The 23683-nt window shown below is 44.5% G+C and carries 20 protein-coding genes; 2 read left to right on the top strand and 18 right to left on the bottom strand.

Translation table 11 applies throughout. The features are described 5' to 3' along the window. The first annotated feature begins 170 nt into the window (after positions 1-170). Positions 171-2153 (top strand): LTA synthase family protein, encoded by a 1983-nt coding sequence (locus ACXHJ1_RS23120; protein WP_019686893.1) that lies wholly within the window; start codon positions 171-173, stop codon positions 2151-2153. Between the two features lie 92 nt (positions 2154-2245). Here the strand turns inward: ACXHJ1_RS23120 and ACXHJ1_RS23125 are convergent, their stop codons facing one another. The 15 genes from ACXHJ1_RS23125 to ACXHJ1_RS23195 form a co-directional block, all read right to left on the bottom strand. Further along, entirely contained in the window at positions 2246-2515 is a 270-nt protein-coding gene (locus tag ACXHJ1_RS23125; RefSeq protein ID WP_013370464.1) for a hypothetical protein, read from the bottom strand. A 93-nt stretch (positions 2516-2608) separates the two neighbouring features. After that, complete coding sequence (locus ACXHJ1_RS23130) at positions 2609-2830, bottom strand: YuzB family protein (RefSeq protein ID WP_013370463.1); 222 nt, start codon at positions 2828-2830, stop codon at positions 2609-2611. A gap of 23 nt (positions 2831-2853) precedes the next feature. Next, a complete protein-coding gene (locus tag ACXHJ1_RS23135) occupies positions 2854-3156 on the bottom strand; it encodes an iron-sulfur cluster assembly accessory protein (RefSeq protein WP_013370462.1) in 303 nt (100 codons plus the stop codon). Between the two features lie 207 nt (positions 3157-3363). Next, positions 3364-3630: a hypothetical protein gene (locus ACXHJ1_RS23140; RefSeq protein ID WP_017425861.1), complete on the bottom strand. Its 267-nt coding sequence runs from the start codon at positions 3628-3630 to the stop codon at positions 3364-3366. Between the two features lie 136 nt (positions 3631-3766). Continuing rightward, positions 3767-5020, bottom strand: coding sequence for a M14 family metallopeptidase (locus ACXHJ1_RS23145; RefSeq protein ID WP_107734329.1), 1254 nt, complete (start codon positions 5018-5020; stop codon positions 3767-3769). Between the two features lie 119 nt (positions 5021-5139). Continuing rightward, entirely contained in the window at positions 5140-5949 is an 810-nt protein-coding gene (racE, locus tag ACXHJ1_RS23150; RefSeq protein WP_430207626.1) for a glutamate racemase, read from the bottom strand. A 209-nt stretch (positions 5950-6158) separates the two neighbouring features. After that, a complete protein-coding gene (locus tag ACXHJ1_RS23155; RefSeq protein ID WP_457905288.1) occupies positions 6159-6482 on the bottom strand; it encodes a YtxH domain-containing protein in 324 nt (107 codons plus the stop codon). Positions 6483-6578: 96 nt separating this feature from the next. After that, positions 6579-7226, bottom strand: a complete 648-nt coding sequence (locus ACXHJ1_RS23160) for a helix-turn-helix transcriptional regulator (protein ID WP_457905289.1) — start codon at positions 7224-7226, stop codon at positions 6579-6581. An 8-nt stretch (positions 7227-7234) separates the two neighbouring features. Then, complete coding sequence (locus tag ACXHJ1_RS23165; RefSeq protein WP_016819696.1) at positions 7235-7675, bottom strand: DUF86 domain-containing protein; 441 nt, start codon at positions 7673-7675, stop codon at positions 7235-7237. Between the two features lie 24 nt (positions 7676-7699). Then, on the bottom strand, positions 7700-7987 hold the full coding sequence (locus ACXHJ1_RS23170) for a Dabb family protein (protein ID WP_017425864.1): 288 nt from the start codon (positions 7985-7987) through the stop codon (positions 7700-7702). Between the two features lie 81 nt (positions 7988-8068). Then, a complete protein-coding gene (locus ACXHJ1_RS23175; protein ID WP_016819695.1) occupies positions 8069-8494 on the bottom strand; it encodes a phage holin family protein in 426 nt (141 codons plus the stop codon). 332 nt (positions 8495-8826) lie between these two features. Then, the gene (locus tag ACXHJ1_RS23180) at positions 8827-9963 is read right to left on the bottom strand and encodes a polysaccharide deacetylase family protein (protein WP_457906198.1); all 1137 of its coding nucleotides are present in this window, start codon (positions 9961-9963) and stop codon (positions 8827-8829) included. Between the two features lie 567 nt (positions 9964-10530). Next, entirely contained in the window at positions 10531-10872 is a 342-nt protein-coding gene (locus ACXHJ1_RS23185; RefSeq protein ID WP_016819693.1) for a hypothetical protein, read from the bottom strand. An 8-nt stretch (positions 10873-10880) separates the two neighbouring features. Then, a complete protein-coding gene (locus tag ACXHJ1_RS23190) occupies positions 10881-16274 on the bottom strand; it encodes a polymorphic toxin-type HINT domain-containing protein (protein ID WP_457905290.1) in 5394 nt (1797 codons plus the stop codon). A gap of 72 nt (positions 16275-16346) precedes the next feature. Continuing rightward, entirely contained in the window at positions 16347-19595 is a 3249-nt protein-coding gene (locus ACXHJ1_RS23195; protein WP_107734335.1) for a hypothetical protein, read from the bottom strand. A gap of 297 nt (positions 19596-19892) precedes the next feature. Here ACXHJ1_RS23195 and ACXHJ1_RS23200 point away from each other — a divergent pair, with 297 nt between their 5' ends. Next, complete coding sequence (locus ACXHJ1_RS23200; RefSeq protein WP_013370447.1) at positions 19893-20477, top strand: helix-turn-helix domain-containing protein; 585 nt, start codon at positions 19893-19895, stop codon at positions 20475-20477. A gap of 199 nt (positions 20478-20676) precedes the next feature. On the opposite strand, the gene ACXHJ1_RS23205 is transcribed toward ACXHJ1_RS23200, so the two are convergent. From ACXHJ1_RS23205 to ACXHJ1_RS23215, 3 genes are all read right to left on the bottom strand, one after another. Beyond that, complete coding sequence (locus ACXHJ1_RS23205; protein ID WP_243208136.1) at positions 20677-20973, bottom strand: hypothetical protein; 297 nt, start codon at positions 20971-20973, stop codon at positions 20677-20679. Positions 20974-21187: 214 nt separating this feature from the next. Then, a complete protein-coding gene (locus ACXHJ1_RS23210; RefSeq protein ID WP_457905291.1) occupies positions 21188-22273 on the bottom strand; it encodes a substrate-binding domain-containing protein in 1086 nt (361 codons plus the stop codon). A gap of 193 nt (positions 22274-22466) precedes the next feature. Next, a complete protein-coding gene (locus ACXHJ1_RS23215) occupies positions 22467-23618 on the bottom strand; it encodes a sn-glycerol-1-phosphate dehydrogenase (RefSeq protein ID WP_457905292.1) in 1152 nt (383 codons plus the stop codon). Positions 23619-23683: the final 65 nt, after the last annotated feature.

Raw genomic sequence — 23683 nt, forward strand, 5'->3', positions numbered from 1 at the left:
CCAGGAAACGAACCCTTTGTTCGTTGTCCTGGCCTCATTTGTGCCGTGTTTCTTTACTTAATCATTGAAATGCGCAGGATGAGCGCTATAATAATTAAAGGCATTTCGGTTTTAACATTACGTTAATATGTAGTTTATACTAGCCGAACATTTCTGCCGGAGGGGGTAAAGTGTTGGTTATTCGCACGACCAGTGCAAGACGCACTGGTAACATGTTCAGCAGACTGCTGCTGTCTCAATATTTCGGTTTAGTTCTGTTTTTTGTACTTATGATTGGCAAGCTTGTACTGATTCACTATAACCTGCATGCCCAAAATATCGACATGAATCCGCTGGATTATGTCATTGCTATTGGGTCGCTGTTGCTTGTAAGCTTCTGGACCTTGTGGCTGCCACGTCGCGGACGTTTGATTGCTCTTGTGGTGCTCGATATATTGCTCACCGCGCTCATTTATTCCGACATGGTTTATTATCGGTATTTCCAGGATTTCATTACGATTCCCGTTTTGCTTCAAGCTGGACAAGTTGATTCTCTGGGTGGAAGCATCGCATCCCTTATGTACTGGTGGGATATTTTCTTTTTTGCAGACTGGATTTTATTCATTCCGTATGTCATATTCGTGGCTTCGTTACGGCGTCGGTTTACAACGAATGATCATTACTTGGAAGCATCACGAAGCTCTTTCACAAAAAAATTTCTGTTTCGCTTCTCCAAGGGGGCATTGGCTTTCCTGATTGGCTATGTTTTGACATTTGGACCGATCAAAATATATACCTCCACTTGGGCAACCGGCATATTTGTCGGCAACTGGTGGTCAATGGCCTTGTACAACGTAACCGGATTGATCGGATTTCATGGATATGATATCTACCGCTACGGTCAGGACCATCTTGGGCCACAGCCTACATTGGCTCAGGTGGAATCCGATAAAGATAAAGAATGGTTCAATCAACACCAGAAATTACTTCAGGTAAAAAATGATCTCTACGGCAAGTATAAGGGCAAAAATGTGATGGTCATCCAAGCTGAAGCGTTCATGAACTTTTTTATCGGCAAACAGATCAACGGTCAAGCAATTACGCCTAACTTTGACAAACTGACGAAAGAAAGTATGTATTTCAATAATTATTTCCATCAAACTGCACAGGGTCGTACATCGGACGCAGACTTCTCTACCCACGCTTCGCTGCATCCGCTCCCTACGGGTTCTGTATTTATCCGTTATGCGGACCATAAATTCGATACGTTGCCTTCCATCTTGAAGGATACAGGTTATAGTCCTAATGCGTTTCACGTGTACGACAGCAGCTTCTGGAACCGTTACACAATGTATAAGGCGATGAACTATGACAAGTTCTACAGTAAAAAGGATTTTAAAATAGATGAGCCCCTCGGCTGGTCCCTGGGAGACAAATCCTTTTTTAGACAAACGCTCAACGATCTCACAACCGAAGTGAAGCAGCCGTTCTACGCCTATATGGTCGGTATTTCGAGCCATCATCCGTACAACCTGTCACCTGACGCTGTAGATTTGGATGTTGGTGAATTTGAAGGTACGATGTTCGGAGACTATCTGAAATCCGTCCATTATGTGGATGAGGCTTTGGGTGAATTGGTAGATCAGATGAAGAAAGACGGATTGTGGGATAATACGATCCTGATGTTCTACGGGGATCACGACAATTCCATTAAAGACAAAGCACTATATGAAAAGTTTTTAGGCAAGCCACTTACAGATCTGGACATGCAGAAAATCATGAATCAGGTGCCATTACTTGTGCATCTTCCTGACGGAAGCCAGGCAGGCACGTATACAGAACCGGCAGGACAGCTGGATCTGACGCCTTCCGTAATGCATCTACTTGGGATTTCTACAAAACCATATCATTTTATGGGTAACGATCTGTTTAGTGGAAAACCTCGTATGGTTGTGCTGCGTACTGGCGCTTTCACGGATGGACGAGTGTACTACATTCCATCTGAGGACGGTACATTCTCCAAGGGAACCTGTTACAATCTGAGTACAGGACAACCTACAGATGTGAATGCCTGCGGGCCGGGCTATACTGAGGCTCTCAATCGATTGAACATATCCGATCAGGTCATCACATATGATCTTATTCGCGAATGGGAGACTGAAGCCAAGAAATAACAAAAATCCCGATCCATCAGCTTGTTAGGGCTGTGGATCGGGATTTTTGTATTGACAGTCATTGGACTGCGCCTGTTACCATTAACAAATACTCAGGAACGCAACGTTTTTTTAGCCTGATCAAGACGTTGTACCTCTTCACCAAGCATTTCCTCAGCAACTTCTACTGCATCGTCACCAAGGCTATCCTTTGCCTGCTGTATAGCATGCTCCGCATGAGTGCGAGATTGCTCCGCTTGCTCAATCAGCTGTTCAGCCGGATGTGACAATGCCTGAGACACGGCATTATGGAGCTTGTCCACCGAGTTTTGTGTTTGAGCTTCGACACTGTGATTGTCGAGATTGGAATCATATTGGGCCATGAGTCACTCCTCCTTCTGGGCATGGTCTACATTCATTAGCATGGATCAGAAGGAGGGGAACTATTCAAAAGGTGCCAACGATGCGCACTCGAACTATTTTATAAAGCGTGCAGCCTTCTCTAATACTTCATCCTCTGTGGCCGCACTCACATAACGTCCGTTCACATACACAAACGCCCGTTTTCCACAAGGACCGCAATACGACTTGCAACCGATTTTGATCTCCGCATCGGGTGCCATCTTTTTCAACTTAGGCAAGATCGTTTTTAAGCGGATATGATTGCACTCATCACATACGCGAATATCATTGGCCATCTGTCATCCCTCCGAGCTCCGGCTTAGTGGTCGCCGTGATTACCTTGGGAAGGGTTAGTAATAACAAATCCTTCTTCGGGGAAGTACAAGTAATCAATTTTCACACCATCCAGCAACGGCTGACCGCTTTCCAAAATTACATCAATACCTTTATCTGTAGATACAACAGTATCTGTTTCCTTAGGCGTGTCCAAATCTAGCCCGTAATGAGCATGATCTCCATGAGCATGAGTAATAACAACGCGCAGGCTCTTCCCTTGGTTCTCTTCCTTATCCAATTCAAGCTTCAATACTTTAGCTGCATTACGAGTAATTTTGCAGTTCATTAAACTTCATCTCCTTCATATTCATTAAATGAAATGTGGTTCGATGGAAATATATCCACACCACACAACCTAGCGGATAAAATCAACAATTCCAAAAATTAGCCCCTCTCCTTGATGAAAAGAAGTTGTGCAGCATAGCACAAGGCAATATTCCTATTGTAAAGAAAATCGCAAAAAATCGCAATCACGAAAATCATAAGTTTACATCTATCGAACACGTACGTGCTGTTTTTCAATCACATCAGGATATTTTCGTTCAGCACGGGTGACGAACCAATTCATAAGCAATAACGTCACACCAATGTCGTCGATGGGCATAAATGGCATGACATCAGGCAGTATCCAATAAAGCAATACAGGCACCGCAAAAAGTAATTTTTCACCCAAAGGAATCCTCGAAGAGGTAATCAATCGGGGGATACGACGAAATACATGTGACCACTGACGGAGAGATAGTAGTTTTTTCCACTTCATAGGTTGTTCACTCCATTTCCAATGCTCCTAAGTATATATACCCTATGGAAGGGACAAGTAAAGAGGAACACGTGTAAAAAACGTGCTCCTCTTAATACGTGTAAATGATGCAATACGTTTCAGCAGGTCCGATCTGTTACCATGACAGCACTGTCGCCATTAACATGCCAACTTCTGCTGCAATATCCTCATAATCACGCATAGGCAGCGGATTTACGCCCAGACCAACTTCAACGGTAAATCCCGGTTTACCAAACCGTTGTATAAACCAATCCTTATACCCTGCATCGCTTCCCCCCAGCTTTACCGCCCGATACCCTGTTGCGGCAGCCAGCTGCAATGCCCAATCTCGGCTCTCCTTAGGCTCTAGATCCCGATAATTCCAATAGATTTCCTGTCCCTGGCTGTGTATGGATAATACCATGTCGAACTGTTCGCGCTCCGTTAGATCGGCAAGGGCCTTGGACTCTGGCTCAGATAAAGGTGCAGGTCCTGCATAGTCTCGTCGAGACGGACCTGTTTTACCGCGTCTGCGCACCTCCTCCTCCCAATACGCCGGAAACTGATCGTTGAGGTCAACACCGCGAATATTGGCCTTCCAGCCACGAAAATCAGCACGTCCTTCATTCCATTTTCTGAGTTCATGATACAGCGGATGAGTTGGGAGTACACCCTGTTGCACCAGCTCCACTCCATCTGGATTGACCATTGGTACCACCCACAAGGATGTATGCTCCATTAAATCCTGCCGAGAGCCTCCATACACCCATGGATTTCCTGTCGGTTTCCCCCATTCATCGTGAAGTTGCTCAGCATCCCGTCCTTCAGCCCCATCAATCCCTCGTGCATATTGTTCTATAAAACGCAGCAAACAAGGTGTCGTCAACCATTCGTTAGCATGTACAGAAGCGTTGGCATGAATTTTCCTCGTTCCCTGCCCAATCCGTATATAAGGGATATCCTTCCCCATGACACTGGTGCCAATGCTGCCAACTTCAATAAACGGAAATCTGTGGACCAATGCCTTCAGGTCTTCCATTAAATCTTCATAGCTATACTCTCCACGTAACCGTACAATCTGATCCCGATGGTCTTCAGGAATGATAATTATCTTTCCTTCCACGAAGTTATGCTCCGCAAGTCCCGAATTAGCGAGCCGCAGCTCATCAAGCTCTACACCGAACTGTTTGGCAATCTGTCTTGCATTCTCCCCAGACTGAATAACGTATTTACGATCCGTAGACGGACGAATATATAGCAATTGACCACAAATCAGATAGGGTTGCGTGGCGGCCCACGGATTATCTGCGATCAAAGTATCCGCCGATAGTTTAAAAGCCGAGGCGACCCGGTGCAATGTATCTCCTTTTTGAACGATATATTCCCTCATCTTACTACGCCCCTTCCATCTGCCTTACTGCATGTTATGCAGACGCTGCGTGTCTTGATGTAGCGAAAAGCAAAACAACCAACTTCTTTTGTCCAATGACAAAAAAGTTGGTTGTCTCGTTAATCCAGATGAGTGACTTGCCAGACAACAGGCGTTTGCCGAATCTGCTCCCCAAGCCACTGTGCGGCAATGCGCTGGAACAACTCTGGATCGCCGGAACAAAAAAGCTGATGCACTGGCGTTTCGTCCCCGGCCTCCAATTTGCCCTTGTTATACAAAATGGTACTTGTCTCTCGCGCTGTTTCATCTGCCGAGCTAATGAGCTTCACTGCAGGACCCATGACTTCCTGAATCGTTTCCCTCAAAAAAGGATAATGCGTACACCCAAGAATCAAACAATCAATCGGATACGTTTGAATAGGTCTCAATGATTCCTCCACAACCTGCGATGTTGTCTCGGAGCGGAACAACCCTTGTTCCACCAAAGGCACAAGTGCAGGGCAAGCGTGGCTCACCACGTCTACATAGGGAGACAACTGCTTGAGCGCAGTTGTATATGCTCCGCTTCGAATCGTACCGACAGTTCCGATCACCCCGACATACCCGGTAGCGGTCGCACTGATCGCAGCACGAGCCCCAGGGTGGATAACTCCGATCACCGGAATGGATACCTTTTGGCTTATATACTCTAATGCCGCAGCCGTTGCTGTGTTACAAGCAATAATAATGACTTTCGGATTAAACTGAATCAGAAAATCAACCATTTGCTCTGTAAATTTTTTAACCTCTTCCGATGGTCGGGGACCGTACGGGGTGCGCGCAGTGTCTCCAAAATAAATGATTTTTTCCCGCGGAAGCTGACGCATGACTTCTTTAACAACCGTCAAACCTCCTACACCGGAATCCAATATTGCAATCGCTTGCTGCACGTACACACCGCTTCCTTTTTTGTTTAAATATGAGTTGTTTCATCTCGGAAATCTTTCTGCTGCTACATAACTTATGTCGTATTAGCGTAAAAGGTACCCCAAAAGATTACCCTAAAACGAGGAAGCGATCAACAAAAAGGCTTCACCCCAACGGGAGAAGCCACAAACTCAAGCTATAGCCAGTTGTTTCACCTACGATATACAGACAGTTACAAAGCATCTTCTTCCGTATTCTCTTCAACAGGCACGGATGAAATGCCAACCTTTGAAGCAATATCACTCTTTTTACGCCATCGACCTAAATCATGAATGACGGCTGAAGCTGTCTCCTTAATTTTGTCAGTATACTCGATGGAAGTATCTGAAATTTTCCCCGCAAGCTCCTGTCCCTTATCACTCACGTGACGTGCCTGGTCTGTAATATCCTGACGCAGCTCGCGACCTGACTTAGGAGCAAATAACAACGCAGCAACCGAACCAGCAATGCTGCCTACCAACGCGCCACGGATAAAGCTTTTGCAGTTCTCTTTCATATTCATCTCTCCCTTATGCCCGGGCGAATGCCCATCTGTTAATGCATTATAAGCATGGAGAGCCTGTCATGATACAGAGAACAAGCCAGAAAATTTCTACTTATTTTTGGAGCGGATACGATACAAGCAGCAACGACCTCCATCCGCCAAACAATCCTCACGGACAACCTCGGCATCAAGCAGTTCCTCAAACATTTGCTGTTCGCATTCACAAGCCTTGCGGTAACGATTGGCGATCTGAGAGATCGGACAATTGTATTCCATAATAGAGTAACTGCCATCCTCTTCCTCACGCCACTCTGCCATATAGCCTGAAGCGTTCTGGATGCCCGAAAGCTTTTCTACACGTGAAGCTAGTGTAGACTCACTCTTGATGTGAGGGGCGTAGCGCTTCATCATTTTACGTTTTCTACCATCAAATAACGAGTGTACAGCTTCCATTCCCTGCTCTTCATCCAGCTCCTCTAACAGTTCCAGTAATAGATGATCATAATTACGAGGAAACTGCTCGCTTCCCTGATCGCTCAGGCTGTACAAAAACGTTGGGCGTCCCATCGCCTGTCTCAGGATCGTAGCCACAATCAGGCCATCCTGCTCCATTAATTTGAGATGCCTGCGCACCCCCATTTCGGTAATGCCCAATTGAGCTGCCAAGCTTCCGACGCCCACAGGTCCCTGGGTTTTCAACAGTGTCAAGATCATGCGCCTAGTGGGCATTTCGGGTACGATATACTTATCCGTCACTTTTGCCTTTACACTCCCTCGGGCTGAGGACCCAATTCCTTATTTAAATAATCGTGCACGCTAGATACAAAAAGCTCCAGCAACCCAGGCAGCTTAGGTGTGAGTGGGTGAAGGCTTGTCCGGTCCCAATAAAAATACTCCTGTACTAAGGGTTTGCGCAAGGCTACCAGCTCTAATAGTGAATGAAATACGGTATCATCCAATACACCTTCCTCATGAATGATACCGATAATGTCCTCATAGCTACTGGCGTCACGCATAATAAAACCGTCGATGATATAGCTCCCTACGTCCGTTACCGTCTCAATGGCCAGATGAAGACACCGCTCCTGCACTAGCCCCTGCAACAGATCGCCTTTCCAGGCGGCGGATGTCTGGCGAAGGCCGTCGACAATGTCGGGAACAGCCCCTAGTCGAAGCTCAATTTGTTCCCGGTTGACATAATACAAAGTTCTGCACCTCCAGTAACCGCTTTAGATTTCATAATCAACTGCGATAGATACATCCTTCACTTCATTCATGTGTACAATAATTTCCTGATGCACAGGGTGTACCTGATACGTTTGCAAGTCTTCCAATGTTTCTACCACAGCGGTAAGGGAAATATCATAAGAACGTTCCGAACGAATCACATCCGTACCTACTTCAAGTGACAGCAGCTCCTTGATCTTGCCAGTCATGCTGCGCAAAATAGATGCCGTATGTTCAATGCTTTCAGGGGAGCGGTCTTTCAATTTGAACAAAACAATATGTTTAATCATGCGTATAGGCTCCTTATCTTAAAAATGTTCTCTTGAAAATTTTATCATAACGCCCCACATACGGAAAGAAACTTTGTAATCTTAGCGATCTTTTCCACCATTTTTACCATCAGACTCCTTGTCCTTTAGTAGGGCAAAAAAATTCTTAAGCTTCGGTGGCAGCGGCAGCCCCATTCGTGAACAGTTCTCCGTAATCGAGATCAATTCGTTGGATAAATAAAAATACGTTGCCGCCCCCTTCATGATTTCCGTACCCATCAGAAGATCCATATGATGCGCCAAAGAAATCACCATGAGCATTAAAGCCTTTCTCGCCAACCCCCAAAAGCCAGCTTTACTGCTTAACCCTTGTCCAGTCTTCACGGCAGCAGCGACTCCAGTTACATAATCAACAGCCATGGCAACCGTGAATAGCACCATAAGCTGATTCCAGCCGCCAAAGGCAAACGTAATAATGGCTCCTGCGGTGGCACAAATCATACTAAACATACTCGGATTAATATTCATACCTGCTCCTCCTCTCGGGGCGGTTATTGTAATATATGCAGCGACGTCGTCACCCGTAAAGTCATATGACCTGTGCATAGATATCAATTCATAGATTCATATAAAACAAGCTGTGAAATTCACCATTTCCGAGCAAATACAATAAAAGCACCTTCAAAGCCCCTATAAAGGAGCGATAAAGGTGCCTTACTTATTTTTTGATGGAATATAACAATTGTGCATCTACTTTATCCATGACGCTTGGTTTCTGCTTATCGTTTATATAAAAAAACAGGCTACCCCCTCTCAAAAAATTGAAGTAGGGCAGCCTGCTTCCTTTCAAGTTTATTCTATTAACGGTGATCGTTCCAAAAATTAAGCGGAGTCAGGTTATCATTCAACGGCTCGAACGAATATCCTTCTTTCTGCAAGGCCGCCATGATTTGTGGAAGCACCTTGATCGTAGATGGCTTATCATGCATAAGAACGACTGGTGTTCTGCCTTGCTTTTTCAATCTCTTAATATCACTGAGGACCGTCTGTACAAAATGCTCCGGATTTTTAGTATAACGCCAATCATTCGAATCTATGTTCCAGTCCCAAATATGATAGCCTGCACCCGTCAGTTGATCACGGTATGCTTTCTTCAAATAGGGTTTGCTGCCATAAGGTGTACGAATCAAAGAAGTGCGTTCCCCTGTGGCCTTAAATAAAATCTCATTATCCTGATTCATCTCTGCCAGTGCCGCTGCCGGGGATGCATAGATCTTTTTCACCTGGTGTGTCATCCCATGCAGGCCCAAGCCATGCCCCGCGTCTACCATTCTCTTCATCACTGCGCTATGTTGGCGAATTTCAGGCCCTAGCATGAAGAACGTAGCCTTGGCATTATATTTGTCCAGAATATCCAGCAACTGCGACGTGTGCGCCGTTGGACCATCATCAAAGCTCAAATAGATTGTACGGCTGGAAGGCTTGGCATTTCCCGTGCTGCCTGTATTGCTAGTTTTGCCTGGCTTAACAGCTGCATACTGTTTAATTTCTGCCGCAAATGTATTCAAGAACTGAGCATCAGACAAACTAGCGTTTGCATTCTGAATTCGATACACATTACTCGTAGGAATCGTAATAGTGAAGCCAAACGCATCGGTCAAAGTGCGGATTGGCACCATCGTACGTCCTCCACGCTCAAACACATCACCCTTGTTCAAATCCAGCGTAAAGCTGCGATTATGCCCAGTCAGCACCAATGTATTTCCATTGGCCGAAGTAGAAATGCCCATCTTTTGCCCCAGTGTCACGATAGGAACATACAACTTATCATTTTCCATTACGGGCTTAATTGTATTCGAATCTAGCAACACATCATTGACCCCAAGCAAAGGAGCCTTCGCTTGTGCACTCGCTGTATTCGTATGTATACCGAGCAACCCCAAACAACAGATTGCCATCAAGCATACAGCCATCCATTTTACTTTTAAAAGCTTCATCATTACACCATCCTGTGCTGTATTTTATAATGTGCGGGAGCTATCTCTAGCTTGTCTATGAAGTTATACAGACATGACGATATAGACATGGCAATATAGACATTCACTCAACATATAGAACATAAACGCATCTCAATCGACTGAACCGGACGTCTTTTGGCCCCCTATACATATTAATAGATTAACAGACTATAGTAGGTAAATATAGTAAAACAATTTGAAAACAATCTCGCAATCCATCTTACCAAATAAGTTACAAAGTTGTGAATAAATCGACTGAGTTAAAAAGAATACAAAGAGAATTAGAAACTCCGTGAAAACTCGGATTTCATACTTAGTTTTGTTTAGGGAGCTGAATGCCGATTATTTGATCTATTGTTAGCTAAATATCTTGATCTTGATCAATACTCTGCTCCTACATAAGTCTCAGGTAATAGTTTGATTAAAAAACAAATGATCTACAAGAGGGTCTTTTTTTAAGTTCCATTTCCACTTAGCTAGGATGTGGGTAAAAGAAAGGCCTTAGGGACATAGCCCCAAGGCCTAATATCAAGATATAAGAAATGTTTATTTATACATACCAAAGTACTCATCCGAAAGCTCACCGTCAATTGTATATTCAACATCATAGTAGTATTGTTGAATTTGTGTCTCTGGATGAAGTAATTCAAGGCAAACTCTAAAAAATGGATATATTCTATCATGGTTATTAAGAAATAGCTCTGTACACTTATAACGTATACTAAAATCTTTTAATTTAATGTCGTTTGGTAATTTTTCTTCTTCTTCCTTTAAAAAATTTGAATCACTATTTAATATTTTTTTTTCTAGTAATTTGACCGACTTAATTTTTATATCTTCAAAAAGATATGCTTCATTAAAAATTTTCTCAATATCTAATAAATTCATTTTACCTCCTACTTACCACTTGTAATGTAGTCAAACAATAAATTACCTTTATCATCAATTCTGCCATATACCCTCACGTGATTGGAAGCCTTCGCCACCTTTAACTTAAATGTGTATAAGTTTCCTTTTTGTATTAATTGTTCACTTTTTGATAAGAAAATTATACCATTATCATTTGAACGGGTAAGAGCTAATCCCTTTTTCATTGCTCGGTCAAATTGTTCATTTAGCCCTAGTCTTTTTAACTCTTTATAGGTATCTCGTTGAATCCAACGAGAATCGGGAAGACATGAGTTATGCGTCCAAATTCCGAGATTCGATACAAAGTACGTATGGTAATCCTTAACCATAAAGTTGTATACTGTTGCATGCTTCTTCTTAATCTCTATTTTCTCAATAGCTAATTCCTTGCTATTCGAAGTTGTAAGAATATCGCCTACCAGTACATCTTTGGATTTAACCCAACCTTTGCCAACAATCCAAAATGGATGCTCATCAGTGGTTGTAATGACTTCGCCGCCAACAGTAATATTATAAGTTTTTTCAACATCACGTTGGAAGAGCCATTCAACTTCTTTGTAAGCCATCTCACCTGTTTCATCATTTTTGGCAAGGACCTTATCCCCGACTTTAATATCCTCAATCGGTTTTTCCCCTTCGTCTGTTTGAACCTTCGTACCTGCTGTAAAGCAATTACATTTACTTATAACATCTTTTACTGTTTTGCCCGTACTGGCGCTTTTGCCTTTAGTTACTTTAGCTATTGCAGGCCCTTCTACAAGAGAACCACTTACAAAACTTGCACACTGTACATCATAGTAGCAACCCATTACTGCATCAGATATACCTGATTTATCCCATTTAACACGAGCCGCGCCTTTAGGATACCATGTCCCCTGTTTCACCCCGGCAGCGTAAATAGACCGACCAAAATTAATAGAAATGGAATCTGGAATATAGTCTGCATTTTTACCTGAGCCACTGCAATATCCAGGGTGGGAATAATATTTCCCTCTAACCGTTGCTGTGCACCAGTTCCCGGTCGGGTCACTGTTTGTCAATGGATTATTATGCACATACGTATATCCATTCAAACTCAACGGTTCGTTTATCTCGCCCTGATACGTATCCTCGCCCATAAAACGGGCTGTACCCGGATCGTACCAGCGAGCCCGTAGGTACTGTAGCCCGGTCGTATCATCCCAATACTCACCAGCATAACGCAGCACATTCGGAACGGTCTCTTTGACCTTCTCCGGGCCGCCCCAGATATCGTAGCTGTAGCTATTCAGTTCCTTCCCCGAACTATCACTTAAGCCTACCACATCACCGTGACCGTTCAGCTGATAATATTGCAACTGTCCGCTTGCCTTGTCCTGTCTAGCCCACAGTTGACCGGACAAGTCATATACGTAAGCGTAGGTGATCTTGGCTGTTCCACCTTGGACTTCGGCCTCCGCAATCAGCTTCGCTTCTTCGTCATAGTAATACCGAGTCGTTTTGCCGCCCTCTGTACGCTCGTACAGTAGACCGTCTCCGTTATAGCTGTAACCTACCTCTTTGCCTTCACCGCTCACCTTTGTCAGACGGCTGGCAGAATCATACGTATATTCAGCATTTTTCATGCCGAACACTTTGCCACTGCCTTCAGCACTTCGGTTTCCATTCGGATCGTAGCCATAGGTCTTATTCTTTTCACCAGCGGCTTCGCTGGCAATACGGTTTGACGGGTCATATCCAAACTGGTCTGTTGTTCCGTTTTGTGTACGTCCGATGATGTTTTTATTCCCATCCCGCTCATAACCAAATTGGTGCAGCGCCGTACCGCCTTGTTCTACCGTAACCCCGGACAAATCCAGTCCGTTGTAGCTGAATCGCGTATTCAATCCTCTGCTTGAAGACTGACTTTTCAGCAACCCATTCGGAGCATACTCAAATGTCATACGATCCAATGATCCGCCCGCAGCAGCACTCGCTTCTCCCAAGCTCTGTACATTTGCCGCACCGGTCCCAGCGCTAATGTCCATTTGAGTAACTCGGCCCACACTGTCCAGCTTGGATTGAACATGCATAGACGTGCCAGCAGCATCTGTTAGCACATAGCCTGTACGAGACTGCTTGTTGTATTCATAGCTGATGTGCGTACCATCAGGGTACTTCAGCCCAGTCAACGACCCATCTGCTGGATCATAGGTATAGGTGGTCGTTCCCTGACCATCTGTCATGCTTTTTCTTCGTCCTGCGCTGTCATAGGTGTAATTGGTTTTAAAATCAGGACCTGCCGCTTCGGTAACTAATCCGTCAGCGTTATATTGAAAGGTAATGGCCTCCGATTTTCCTGTCAACATACGGGAGACGGTTCCATCCGTATCGTAAATATTTAACGTAGTTCCTCCGCTTGATTTCTCAAGTAACGTACGTCTGCCCAACTCATCATACGAATACACATTCTTTTGCCCATCAGGATACTGAACGGTCTTCAAATTTCCGGCCAGATCATACATATAGCTGACCTGCTGTCCGGATGGATCGGTAACCGAGGTCATTTGTCCCAGAGCATCGTAATCATAGAGCGTGCGTTGACCATTACCGTCTGTCCGGCTAGTAACCATACCCGCATAATTATAAGCTAACGATTCCAGCGGCTGAAATGATCCATTTTTAGCTTCTTGTGTGGAAGTCACACGACCTAAAGCATCTGATACTTCACGCACACGATAACCGGACGCATCCGTCTGAGTGACAGAACGATCCGCCGCGTTATACGTCACAGTTTCTGTTGTTCCATCCGCATAGGTCGTCTTCACAGGTCGTCCAAAGGCATCATAGGCATAGCGAGTGGTTGCTTGTTCGGCATCCGTGCTTTCTATCAAATCTCCATGCTCATCATAACCATAACCATAGATTGCATCACCCACTTGCTGCTGAAGCATCTGCCCGAACGGATTATACAATCTTTCGACGCTGACACCATCGGGTCCTGTGACAGTGACATCATTCGCATCATCCTTGTACACCACGACGGTTTGAGTTCCATCTGGATAAGTAACCTTCGTTACACGTCCCAAAGCGTCATATACATAGGACTCTGTTTTGCGCTTGGCATCTGTTTGGGACTTGATTTCTCCAGTCGGATAGTAGTCATACGTATACTCAACACCTTTAGGCAAAAGCTGCCTTGTTGGGAGCTGTGAACCATATGGCGATTTATAATCAATAGAAACATCTGTATAGTTTCTGTCATCTATGAGAACTTTCTGACCGCTTACATTCCCTTTTGCATTGTAAAAAGTATAGGTATGTGATAAAAGCTTCCCTTGCTCTGTACCTTCGTAGTTTTTTAGTTCATACAATGCGCCCTCTGCTTTATAAGTTCGAACTGTCGTTCCAGTTTTTCCTTCACTTATTTTAGTGACCGTCTGGGAAGGTTGAACCCAGAAAAAAGGCTCACTAGAGGTTTTATACGTATGAACAGTCTCCAATCCGGTACTTTGGGATACTTTTAGTGGAAGACCATATTCATTGTAGTCATAAGAGGTGGTTACAGATTCTGACGAAGAACCTCCCTCCGTATAGGACTCTTGCATTTGCACAGGCAAATTCCAATCCATGGCCTCATTATAGGTGTAGTTTATATGATAGCCGGTAGAATCACCCTCTTGATCATAGCGGTTAAGAACAAGCTTGTCTGGTGTGTTATCTCCTCTAAAGACTTTACCAAAATGGAAGGTTTCTGTTGTACGTGTCCCTTTGGCAACCACCGTCCACTCAGCATTTTTTCCATAACTGGCTAGATCTTCTCCGGAATACGCGAAATCAATTTTATTTAAGAAACGATCGCCGGCAGTTGTACTGTACATATCAGCGCGTGAAGCCACCTTGAACACGCCTTGTGTACCGTACACGCCTATCTGCTTGTTATAGGCTTCATAGCGAATGTCTGTAATCGATGAAGTAGGTCGTACAATTCGTGTAAGCAACGCGGTTTCATTGGGCTTTAGGGCTCCAGTCTTTCCTTCACCATCTATGACCACATTAAAAGGAGCATCCATGAATGTATAAGCATAGCTTGTGCTTCGGGAAAGAGAATCCAATACTTCTGACAGCACCTTGCTGCTTCCCTCACCACTTTGGCGATAGGTGTACTGATGGTCTGTGCCCTGCTCTTTAACAACAAGCTGCCCGGCATTGTAAGTGAAGTCAAGCTCTCTACCATCACTGTTTCGAATCGAACGAATAAGCTTTGCTCCACCAGAACTTGTATAATCAAATTCCACTCGATTCTTATACGCATCCTGGATCAAAATCAAATAACCATCCTGATCGAGATAATAGTCGTTTCCATTCAGTACTGATATTTTGTATGCACTGCTTACTCCCTGCACACTTACGCTTTGATCTGTACTGATCTTCAGATCTTTGTATGCATATCCTTCTAGCTGCAAATCATCTCTCAGTTCATAGGAGCCTGTTCCCGGAATATACAAATACCGTTTACCATCCTGTTTCTGTATATGAGGAAGATCCCATTTCCAGCCTCTCCCCAGGCCAGAAGCTGCTTCTTCCTCGCGGATGGCACTTGTGTTTGTATACAACCCTTCATTTTGCTGCACACCAATCTGATTATTTGCCAATGAACTGTTATACACACGAGTCAATGCAAAGGGCAATGACCCCGGCAGCACCAAGTCCGTATTTTGAACAACGAGCTGTCCTGAAACGGTGGACACACTGTTGTCACCGTAATCCATTCCATAACGCGACGTATCATCACTTAGCCTGCTTTGTGCAAGCGCCGCCTGATCAAAAGGAGCATACACATCTGCTGTAGCAGATACCTGAAACAAACTCTGTTTAAGTAAATCCTGCCCGATTAGTCCGTTTTCTCCTGGAGTCGGAGCATATACGGAATCATTTACTCGGGGTATAGATGGGATATCCATCTCAGTCGTGTCTGGAGCCGGCGCTTTACCCTCTTCCTTATCTAGTGGATGTTGAGTTAGCTTTTCATCCTGGGTGACCTGAGCGGGCTTTTCACCCTCCTTCAGCGCAGCCGACTCATCGGACGGCTCCACCTTTGCATTTGTACTCAATGTCAGTCCATTCTGCTGTACCCACAAGCTTGGACTTTGTTCTGGCAATGAATTTCCTCCACCATCTTTTTGCCATGCTTTATAAATATCATATAAAGTATAGCCTTTGGATAACTGTGCATTGACCCACGCCTGATCCTTACCTGTTTGCTGTGCAAGCCATGCTCTGGTAATAATCTGTGGAGTAGAAGACGTAGAAGACTGAGAAGCTGCTGCCTCCCTCTGCCCTTCTTCTCCATATGCCCATGTGCTCCATGGACCCAGCAACATCAGCACACATAGTAGACTACAAATATAACGTTTAAACACTCGCTCACCCCTATTAATAATGCCTATACATCTAATGATCTGTTATATTTTTTCGAAGCCAAGAGCATCCTTTTAATCTGTAAAAGGAAATACCTTTTTCGTCCGTTTTATGACGTTTCCGTTTAAATCATAATCCAATTGAATTTGGTCACCGGTGAATAAAATAACTTTATTCAGTCGGTTTCCTTTGCCGTATTCATATGAAGTGTCCTTGCCAAGCGCCATATGGGCTGCCTCAATTACGGCTTGTAATGCACCGCTATTAATTTCTGACAGCTTCACATAAACCGTTTGACCTGCCTTCATCTCATACTCTAAGACCGTGTAATCCCAACCATATATTTGTGCTTGCTCTGTTGAGGAGACAAGCTGGCTACTAAAATCAGGGTCTGTAAACAAGGCTACAATGGGCTGCTGCGCAGCAAAGTTGGATTTCTCCTTCACCGCGAAACGGTAAATCCCGTCTTCTTTGGGTGTAAAACGATATTTCCCTTGCTGACCTGCTGTAAAGTCAGCTTCCTTTTCTATGAGTTCAATGAGCTCATCTAGCTTGCTGTCATCGTTATTTTTTACAGCAAATACACGATAAGGTGCTCCAAAGTTAACAGCAGGAGTAGCGGCTGCTACGGCAAGATGAATATTTGCGTTAGCTGGCACTTGCTGCTGATTGTCTGTCGCCTCTTTATGCTCTCTAATCACTTTTCCAGCACGATCTGCAACAGTGAACTGATATGTTCCACCCGTTGCCTTTGCATTCGTCAAGACAGGTGCTTCCTGGCTCCCGCGATTGATCCATACTTCCTGCTTGCCACCAGATAAAGATGTTTTTAATAACGCTGGTTCTGTGCTTGGATCTGCTTTAATGTCATTGTTGAAATGAATGGTTACAGCTTGCGGTGAAGTAACGGTTACAACAAGCGTACCTCCTGCGCCAAGTGAGATTTCAGGTAAAGAAACACTCATACCTGCTCTATCCACCTTGGAATTCACACCGCTACCTTCTCCATACATGGCATAGTCATAGAGACGGCTTGTGTCTAAAGCATCTGTGGTTAATGAGGAAGCCTGTGAGCCAGTATTATGGAATACATAGCTTTCTCCCTGCTTGATGGTAACCTGATTGCCTGTTGGCACATCGGCAGCCTCAACATCGAATATTCCTAATACAGCTCCATAAGTAACTGGCACATCAGAAACCGTCGTTACAATGGCGTAGCCACCAGCCTGTACTAATGGTAATTGAGTCGTATCATTAGCTTGGCTGTACACAGTTCCATCTGCCTTATAGTTAATGTAATTCCATTTCATACCGCTGACTGAAATGACGTCCAGGGCCTTATCCAAAGTGCTAACGTTTATAAATTTTTGGCTTTCACTGCGTTTTAGTGTAATTCGATGGAAGGCAGCCTGTGCGTTAAGCATAGCCTCTATCTTACTGCTGTAACTAAAGGTGATTGGCCGATCGGATACATTGGTGACAATGGCTTCACCGCCAGCAACAATCTCTGGGTCCACTGTATTGTTGAAATGATCTGATGTAAGTAAACGAAGTCCCCGATAGCTTGCTGAATCAAAGCGTGCACTTCCATTACTTTTGTCATGCCGTAATGAATTTGATTTGCTATCATGATTGCGGAAAATATACGAATCTCCCGGCTCCAAAGTCGTTTGCCTGATACCATCATCATCTCCGCTGGCCTTAAAGCTCCGATAGATTCCACCAAACGTGATTGGCGTATCACTGGTTACCATCACGCTGGCCTTTTTACCTGCACCCACCAAAAAGGTTGATTTCCCAGTACTGCGCCTGGATTGCTCTGTACCATCTGCTTTATACAGGACCACATCAAATTTCCCTTTAACGGTACTGGCTGTGTTGTGCAGATTCCTCAAATGATCACTAATATTAGTGAAAGCATAACTTTCGCCTTTGGACAGTGTTACGCGCAAAAAAGCAGGATCATTGCTGGTTTCCCAAGAAAAATCATCTGTATAGTCAAAGGTAATAGGACTCGGGCCAATTACAGTCACAATGGCATATCCCGATGGCGGGATCATAGGACCTGACTGGCTGTTAAAACCAGAGGAATTTACCGTTCCATCCGGCTTGTAAATCGCATAGTCGAACAAGCTTCCTACCTTTTTGGAGTTATTGTAGATCGGATTCATTAGTGTACCGTTATTATGGAAAATGTAGCTCTTGCCCACCTCAAGCTCTACACGGCTGATGGCATCACCACCCACAGGGCGAGCAATGAAATTGCGATAAGGGGCCCCGTATGTAACCGGATTTGCAGTGACCTGGGTAATTACCGCATATCTGTCCACAGCAATCTGCGGCTTCGCCGTAGTGCTACTGCCGCGTGAAGCCTCTGTTCCGTTTGCCAGATAAACAACATAGTCAAGTTTATCTTTAGATGTACCATCACTTTCCACCGTATCCAATCGTGTTCCCACATTGATAAACTGGTAGCTTTCCCCCTGATTTAAGGTAACCCGCGCATAAGCCGGCTCACCGGTGCTTTCTATAGTGTATTTGCCGTATGGAAATCCGAACGTCACCGCATTGGCAGTGGAGCCTGTAATAATCAGTTCCTCTCCATCACCCAAAGTAGGATGAGCAATACTATTAAGGGCGGAAGCGGATAAGGTTCCGTCTGCCTTGTATTTTGCGTAATCAAAACGGCGATTGTCTGTATTTGACCCATCATGCTGAATGGAACGGGCTGTCCATCCTTCATTCACAATCCGGTAGCTTTCATTCTTAGAGAGCGTAACTCGCTCTAATGCTGGGTCCTCCGATGTACTGTAGGTGAAGACGTCTGTTACTTTTACAGTTAATGCTGCTGTCCCTGTATTCGTAATAAACGCTGTACCTCCCCCAGGAACACCAATGGGGCTTATGCCATAGTCCATATGGACAGTGCTAATATCTCCGTCCTCTTTGTAGCTCACACTATCGTACAGAATACCTTTTGACTGAGAAGCGTTGCTGTATATAGATTTACTAACTGTATCTGTATTCTGAAATTCATAACTTTCTCCAGGGTCGATAACGATTGACGTATACTCCACCGCTGCCAAACTCATCATGAGTGCATTATACACGCTGTTTGTCGCAGAAGTTGGCGGCTCAAAAGAAACTGTTTCATTCGTGAGCCCCTGTTCCTTCTGTACCAAATCTGCTTGATCCGCATGATTTAGTTGCATTCCGTCCTTTAAATCTTGTTTTTCCGCTCCTGCCACACTAGGCAAGCACAGCAAAGTGTTCGTTGCCAAAAGTGCCGTCAGAAACCATACCATTACCTTTTTACAAATCATCTAGCTGTATAACCTCCCTTTTTCTCGTCAAAAAAATTGCATGTTGGGCTGTAAAAACCCACTTTTCTCTCTGTACAACCTTACAATCATAAGAGAAGAACATATTACCTCCATTTCCATAAAAAATGTCACATTTTAATATATCGACACCTTAAACTTCCATTTTTATAGGCCAAATGGACCTTATTTTCCATAAACCGGTTAAGCCCATGGGATTAAAAGAAAATCAGGAGAAGAGTCACTTGCAAAGCCCCCTTCGGGTATAGTAGTATGTGTTTAAAAAAAATCGGAGGGTATATGCCTAAACAACAAGACAAACATTCCATTCAGGCGTGGTCTCTGATCAATCGCAAATATTTGGGAAAAGGCGTGCGTGTCAAACGTTTTCGCAAACCAACACGCTGTCAAGTACGCAATCGCGTTTTGCTTGCCGTTTTGATGGCTAATGACATTAAACTGTCCCAACTTGCCGAGGAGCTTTCCATCTCCTCTCGCAGCGTCAGCGCGTGGGTATATGAAGGTCGCATTCCCGGCAACACTAATCTGGAAAAGACGTGTAATACACTTGGTTATCCGCACCATATTCTATTTAACGAAGAGGTTGTCCGGCGTTCACCGCTCATTTGTCAACCATCACCGTCCCGTTTCATGAAACGGACTGTAACTCGTTCTCCAGTTAAAAACCGGATTTTGGCGGGTTTGTGCATGGTACATGATATTTCGGTGACCGATGTCAGTCATTGGATTGGCGTTCACCCGGGTACATTTCGGAAATGGTTGCATCAGGGTACCGTTCCTTCACAAACCTTCCAGGATCAGGCGGAACAGTTTTTCCGTATTCCAAAATCCATTTTGTTTGCTGATGCCATGCTGAAAAAGTAACAATGTCCTTTAAAACGAAACGATTGAAACTTTCATGAAAGTCTTTGAAAGGAACGCATTACCATCTTTCATGCATAAGGCTTTCACATCATGTGATTTACAGAATATAAAAGCAAAAAAGCACAGTCTGCCGATTCTGGCGTACTGTGCTTTTTAGATAGCAAAATTAAAATGCTTCTTGCTTATAATTTGTAACTTCTTAGGATTGAGTGCTTGCCGCTTCAGTTGAACGTCCAGCTTCTGCCTTGATGGCCTTCAGCCTTTTCATAACTGGGTTACCCCCACATCCAAAGTAGTCGTGAAGACGGCTGTATTCCTCATAGAGCTTATTATAGATGTCCACGTTCTCAGGGATTGGCTTGAAGCTCTCATCACGCATACGTGCCATATGACGCGCTGTTTCGGCGATTGTCATATCCTCCGCCCCAACTTCAGCTCCCATAGCCATGGCTGCCAGTTGACCTCCCAAACGTCCTTTATTTAATGTTTCTAACATACATAGGTCACTCTTCTTACTTTCATTTCTGGCACCACTCTCACCGCACACTTGTACGTACAACTAAATCAACCTTTTATATATATCTTTTTGATAGATTTATGTACACATTTTCAAAATGTATAGAAAAACAGCCCCTTTTCTGCAATCCAGAAAACAGGCTGCTCCGTGTATCCAGTAACATACCATCAACTTAAAATTAACTAAATATTTCCTAAGCTGGCCCCGTGGATTCGCGTACAATTAACTCTGGGGGTATAATCCATTGACGCTCTTCTTCACGATATCCCTTTTCTTCAATCATCGATAGCATGGTATCGGCGGCACGTAACCCCAATTCTTCCTTGGGGTGCCGAATGGTTGTAAGTTTGACTTCCGTGGCTGTCGCCAAAAATGAATCATCAAACCCAACCAGTGACAGATCCTGGGGAATACTGAGGCCCGCCGAACGTACAATATCCAGCAGCCGCACCGCCAATTCATCATTATAGGTCACCCATCCGGTCGGACGTTCCCTTGTCTCCATCGCCAACAGCTGTGATGCGCGTTGTAACGGAAGCTCATTTTTTTCTTCAGTCCGGTACGTCGTTACTGCGTTTGGATGTAACGTCACTCCATATTTACGGTGAGCGGCTACAAATCCCTTCATCCGCAGAATTCCTTGCATATCATCGGTTTTGAAAAATCCGGCCAATCGCCGGTGCCCCAGCTTGATCAAATGCTCTGCCGCCAAAAAACCACCCTTTTCATCATCCAAACGCAAACAAGGTGCATCCATCTCCTCATAACGCGCATTGATCATTAAATAAGGGATTTGGCGATTCTCCACGGTTAAATAATAGTTCAAATTGGGATTACGTTCCCCGCTTTTGGTCGGCTCAATAATAATTCCGCTCAGTGGTTGACTCAGCAGCATTTCCAAGCACTGACGTTCTTGTTCTGGGTCATTGCCTGTGCTTGATAGCAGTAGCTTGTAGCCCTGCCGGCTTAGCTTGGATTCAATTCCCTGTACAATGGATGGAAAAATATAATCCGATATATAGGTTGTCACAACTCCAATCGTCCGTGGATCTTCGGGCTGCTTCAGATCCCGTGTTGCGACAAAGGTTCCCTTGCCCTGTATGCGAAACAGCCAACCTTCCTGTACCAGTTCACCCAGCGCCTGACGCACCGTTTGCCGACTAACTGCAAATTGTTCAGACATTTCATGTTCAGAAGGAAGCTGGCAGTGCGGCTCCAGTTTGGATGAATGAATCCATGATAAAATTTCCTGTTTAACTTGTATATATTTGGGCGCCATAATTTCCTCCGTACTTGACATATCATGTATCTACTCGTATTCCACAATTATAGCATAGCATTCATTTGTACATACAAGCGTTACAGAAGCATATTATCGTTGTATAGCTGCCGGAGGCGTAAACCCACTCACAAATCACTTCCTCATGCTTAAACTGAGTATCTAAAGGACTCTAGTGTAGGTGTAACACACATTACGAACGAAGTAACTGGTGTTCATTCATATACTTGAGTCCGGTATAGCGATCACGCAAAGTATGTGCCGTGCGCAAAGCACGAGCAAGTTGTTCCTGTGTAACCCCCAGCTCGGCAATAGTAGACGGACCTCCCACCTGAGCTAGCCATGCACGCATCTGTTCCGATGTAGGCAAAGTCCGATATACTTCAAAAGCCTCCACATCCTGAGTGGCAGCCAATTCCCTATACATGTCAGACAGCAAAGCGGAGGCAACGCCCACCTTGGCACCATGCAAAACTTGCTTGCGCCCCTCTGCAATAAAATCCATTTCAATTCGGTGAGAAATATGATGCTCTCCCCCTGAGGCAGGACGGGAATGATCAATCATCAACATCGAAATACCGGATGCAATCAGCGCATTCATCAACACCTCGACCCCTGCCTTACTGCCTGCCGCGATCTCATCGACATGCTCTACACAAGCACGTAAAGCCTCCTCGGTAATTCGATTAGCTACAGGTGAATACGGCTCGTTTCCCAAATCTCTGGACACATGCCAGTCCGCTAATGAGGTGAACTTACCGAGCATATCGCCAAAACCTGCGGCAGTCATCACTTGAGGGGCACTTGCCAGTACGGACAAGTCAGCGAAGATCGCCTCCGGCGGAACGGCTTGGAACGTCTGCTTGCTGCCATCCACAATTAATGGGGCCCCAGCTGAGGTAAAACCATCTACAGATGCAGCCGTTGGGACTGACAAGAACGGACGATTCATTTTATAGCACACAAAGCGAACCAGATCATGAATCGTACCTGACCCTACAGCAAGCACAGCCTGACTTTGATCCGCCACACCCAGCAAAACCTTCATGATATAAGTTTCATCAGCAATAACATCCCCTACCACATTCGGAGGCAGCCGAACTACATCAACTGTCAAATCTGCTTCACGGATTAATTCAGCTACTTTCTTCCCTGCTGCCGCTGAAGTATGCTCATCCTCTACTAGAGTAACATGCTTATAATTCTGTTGATTCAAATAAGAAGCAATGGATTCAAGTGCTCCATCCCGTACCTCGATAAACAATTCAACCTTTCGGTGAGGATGATCAGTGTTACTAGCTTGCGCCTCTTCGTTCCACAGCTTAATCTGCTCATTCATATTCATTTCATCAGCCTCCTGAAAAAGGAATAATTTGTACAAGAATGATCCATACTAATAATAGATTCCGT

This window comes from Paenibacillus sp. ALE2 (assembly GCF_054113385.1).